Source organism: Dialister sp. CAG:357 (assembly GCF_000435155.1).
Classification (GTDB): domain Bacteria; phylum Bacillota; class Negativicutes; order Veillonellales; family Dialisteraceae; genus Dialister; species Dialister hominis.
This window is the reverse complement of record NZ_FR896464.1, coordinates 1-4337: the sequence shown is the minus strand read 5'-3', so window position 1 is coordinate 4337 and position 4337 is coordinate 1. Positions and strand designations below refer to the sequence as shown.

General features: G+C 40.3%; 3 protein-coding genes. All 3 read right to left on the bottom strand.

Annotated elements, in window-relative coordinates; all coding sequences use genetic code 11:
- Positions 1 to 491 (bottom strand): ATPase, T2SS/T4P/T4SS family (locus M3200_RS08090; RefSeq protein WP_288178235.1); only part of this gene is annotated, 491 nt, incomplete at its 3' end.
- Positions 458 to 1909 carry a BCCT family transporter gene (locus M3200_RS08085; RefSeq protein WP_022383026.1) on the bottom strand — a complete coding sequence of 484 codons (1452 nt, stop codon included), beginning with the start codon at positions 1907 to 1909 and terminating at the stop codon, positions 458 to 460. The genes M3200_RS08085 and M3200_RS08090, both read right to left, overlap by 34 nt.
- A gap of 443 nt (positions 1910 to 2352) precedes the next feature.
- Entirely contained in the window at positions 2353 to 4182 is a 1830-nt protein-coding gene (locus tag M3200_RS08080) for a phosphoethanolamine transferase family protein (protein WP_022383025.1), read from the bottom strand.
- Positions 4183 to 4337: the final 155 nt, after the last annotated feature.

Sequence of the window (4337 nt, the reverse complement as noted above, 5' to 3'; positions counted from 1 at the left end):
AGGGACAGGGGCGGGATGACGATATTGACACGGGAACCGTCAGGCAGGCGGGCATCTACCAGCGGAGACGCTTCGTCCACGTGACGGCCGATGGGCGTCACGATCTTGTCGATAATGCTCATAAGGTGGGCATTATCATGGAACTGGGCGCCTGTCAGATGGAGTTTCCCCATCCGTTCCACATAAATCTTCTTCGGCCCGTTCACCATGACTTCGGTGATGGTGTCATCCTTCAGGAACGGTTCAATGGGGCCGTAGCCCAGGATTTCATCGCATATATCCGATACCAGCCGGGCCCTTTCGCCTCGGGGCACCACAAAAGGATTGTGCTCCAGCACCCGCTGCACGTAGCCGGAAATCACATTCTCAATGTCCTGGCGGCTGCGGTTCGTGCCGTCCAGGATTTTCTGCTGTTCCGAAGTCATTTCCTCTACAATGGCACGGTGCACATTGAGCTTCAGGGTCTGGTATTCCTCTTCCTTCGCATCCACCGCCCGTCCGGCGAATATATTCTCTTCCTTGACTTCGGCCTTCCCCTTCTCTTCACGGCGCCCCAGAAAATACTCTGCCATTTAGGGAATCCGGATTTGCCATAGGAAGCAATGGTATTGATAACAAAAATACCAGAGTCAGCCGAAGTTACAAAAAATAATGCAATGATGACAACAGAAATGAAAGATGTCACACTACCCAGCGGAAGATGATTCAGGAAAGCGAAGAGCAAAGCTTCTGTCTCGCCTGAAATTGCAGAAAGAGAGCCATTGGTCTGCAAATCCACCCAGATGGCACTATTCCCAAAAATAGTCATCCAAAGCAGATTGAACAAAGTCGGAACGAACAAGACCCCAAGGACAAACTCACGAATCGTACGCCCTCTGGAAATCTTTGCAATGAACATGCCGACAAATGGCGCCCAGGCAATCCACCATGCCCAGTAAACGACCGTCCAGGAAGTGAACCATCCTTCATTTTCAGGATCATAGGCAAATGTCCTGAAACTCAAAGGAATAATATTATGGATATACTCGCCAAGATTCTGCGTGAAATCACTCATAATCATCATGGAAGGCCCCGCAAGCAGGACAAAAAGCAGCAGTCCAAGTGCTAAAAGCAGATTAATTTCACTTAAATGGCGAACACCCTTACCAACTCCTGATATCGCAGATAAAATCGAAAACGATATCGAAACAATTATGATGACAATCAGCTGGGGCATATCAATATGAGAAATGAAGCCAATCTGCTTCAATCCTGCTCCAAGCTGCAGAGCGCCGAATCCCAATGTTGTTGTAATACCGAAAATCGTACAGCAAAGTGCAGTTATATCAATAATACGGCCGAGAGCACCATCCAGACGATTCTTAAGCAGTGGATAAAAACCACTTCTTACGGTCAGCGGCAAATGATAGCGGAAACCAAAATACGCCAATGCCAGTCCAAGTACACCATAGATTGCCCAAGAGTGTATCCCCCAATGGAAAAATGTATTGAGCATGGCAGTTTCAGCACGAGCCCCCTGAGACAGGTTAGGATCAAGAGGAAGGGCATAGTGAGAAATTGGTTCGGCTACGCCAAAGTACATAAGTCCGATTCCCATTCCGGCAGCGAAGAGCATTGCAATCCAGGATAAAAACGGATACTCAGGTTCTTCATCATCATCTCCCAGACGTATATCCCCTAATTTGCTGACGCATAGGAGAAGGAGAAAAATAACAAAGCAAGATACGCCAAGAATAAAGAGCCAGCCCCAAGATTTGGTAATCCATTGTTTTGCTTCATTGAGATAGTAACCTGAAGATCCCGGGAAAGCAGCACATGCAATCACAACTGCCAATATCACTATAATTCCGGGTATCGTGACCCATGAATTAAAAGTGGAACGGAATGGGAATTTACGAGAATCATCCAATGGAACCGCCTCCAGTCAAAAAACAATAATTTATAATAACTGCACTTCATCAATCCATTCTGATTAATAAACACAGCAAAAGAGAGATTAAGCCTAGTTGAGCTGTTCTCCCTAAACTCGTTATAGATAAATCTATAGCGATATATTAATATCTTTTATTATACCATAAGTCACTTATGTATCCAAATTATAAAATCTTAATAATGTTCGATAAGTGGCGAATCCGGAAGAAAACAAAAGAAAAATTATATAATCTGAATGAGTTTAGTAAAATACGGTTACCCTTCTATTTTTTATCGAAAAGCAGTATTCGATAACGTATAAATGGAAAATGAAAAAGACGTTGACTTGTAATCAGCCAACGCCTTGTACTTCTTAATCTTTCAAAAATTCTCACACATTGAGAATACATTGATTTCATTAAGATTTTAATATACCTTCATTTAGGATTCTATTTTCCTCTCACCATGCATTGTCAAAGAATTATCCTTTGTTCTGTCATATGCAATATTCCCGAGGGTAAGATTCGATTCTTCCATAGGTGCGCCCTGAATACCCATAATCTCTACCATAAAGTTGTACAGAAGATCATTAGTCCAATATGAACTCCTTTGATCGATCAAAGAAGAGAATAAATAAGAGTGATTTTCCCTATATCTTTCTGAAAAATGAGCAATGAGAGGAATACGTGTCATTTGATGGGAAAACTTAGTCGGTTCATGAGCCGTCCCATCATCAGATTCTTCCCCATGATCAGAAAAATATATAAATCCCTGGAAATTAGGATTGTCCTTGACAAGGTCATACAGCCTGCTCACCACATAGTCCGTATAAAGTATAGCATTATCATATTCGCTGGTTTTGCTAACCTTACGATCAAACTTTTGATACTCAAAGGGATAACGTTCTGTATATAACTGATGACAGCCCATAAGATGGTATACAATCAGAGCATTGTCTGCATTTTTGAGGTCTGGAGTCTGATCTGCCAACTCCTCATCATAATAATTTGAGCGTATATATTCACCAACATCGCCATTCAACCAAATCTGATGATTGGCCATAGATGCGATTTCAGCTATAGGTGTATCAAAAATACCATAGCGCTCCTGATTACTGATCCAGTAAGTATCAAATCCCGCCGCGGCAGCAACTTCTATCAATGAATAGGCCTGTGCCATAGATACAGAATTATACTGATTCTTATCCGTCAATGCATAGGTCAAGACGGGAACCGTAGTCACATAATTTGAATATGCTTTTTTAAAACAGATGGTGCCTGGCTCTTTAACAAATTGAGACATCCAGGGCGTCGTATCAAAACGATATCCATAAACGGACATATGATCTCTTGCTGTTGACTCACCAATGACAAGTACATAGATCCCTTTATGCTCTGGAAGCACTGAGAGTGTACCTAAGTTATATAAATACTGCATCCTTTCCTGTCGGTTTTTAGCGAAAGAGGTATATCTTTTAACCGAATTCTTCAAGGAATCCATAATACGCACGGGTTCGTACCCGACAAATGAATATGTTACCTTCACACCTAAAAGCAAAAGAAAAATTGTAAGACTTAACGACCCCCATAGATACCGGCGCGAAGCAAATTCAATACGTTTTCGCATGCTGATACAGATTATACGCACTACGTAACCAATAAAAATCAAAATCAATAAAGATCCTAGAAAAGCAAAGAGCAGGCTAAATATATTTTGAGTCAATAAATAGTCTATAGCTTCTTTTAAATTTGTCTGATAGACCGCTAAAATAATATCGGAACGTAAATAATGATGGCTGACAATATAATATATCCAAAACAGCAAATTAGATAAAGCAAAAGGTATAAGGCTGAAAATAATCCACAGACCAGCAATTACACGCCCTACGCTGCATTTTCCCAAAATAGCTGCAATATTATTAATGCAGAAGCCTATAAGGAGGATAGATATCCAGATTATACTCGCTAGAGAAATGTTTACAAAAATATCTAACGCCATTACGATGATATGATCAAATAATTTAATTAGAATTCCGCTGCAGAGAAAAAACATCATCCCGAGATATGCAATAAGAAAATTCCGTCTAAATCCGCAGATCCACCATGCAAAAGCAAAAAGAAGTGCAGAATATAAGACTCCAATATTAAATCCATAAGAATAAAAATGATCAGTCAGGATATACGCTAAAAATGTGATCATATATATATACAAAAAGATAACTAAAAACATCTTTTCAAGATTAACTTTATTCTTTGCTAAAAATTTATTCATAAAAGCTCTCCCAGATGCACGCTGATAAAATGATCACTGTCCGAGTGCAGTACAAAGTAGAAAGTGTCCTAAAGCAGATAAAAACAACTGCACTCCTATGTCTATATATAATAATTATCATTTAACTTATATAATAAAGCAACCTAAAAGACAAT

Bases quoted from the DNA above. Each gene is read 5' to 3' on its own strand.
- M3200_RS08080 (WP_022383025.1), bottom strand. From the start codon at position 4,182: ATGAATAAATTTTTAGCAAAGAATAAAGTTAATCTTGAAAAGATGTTT.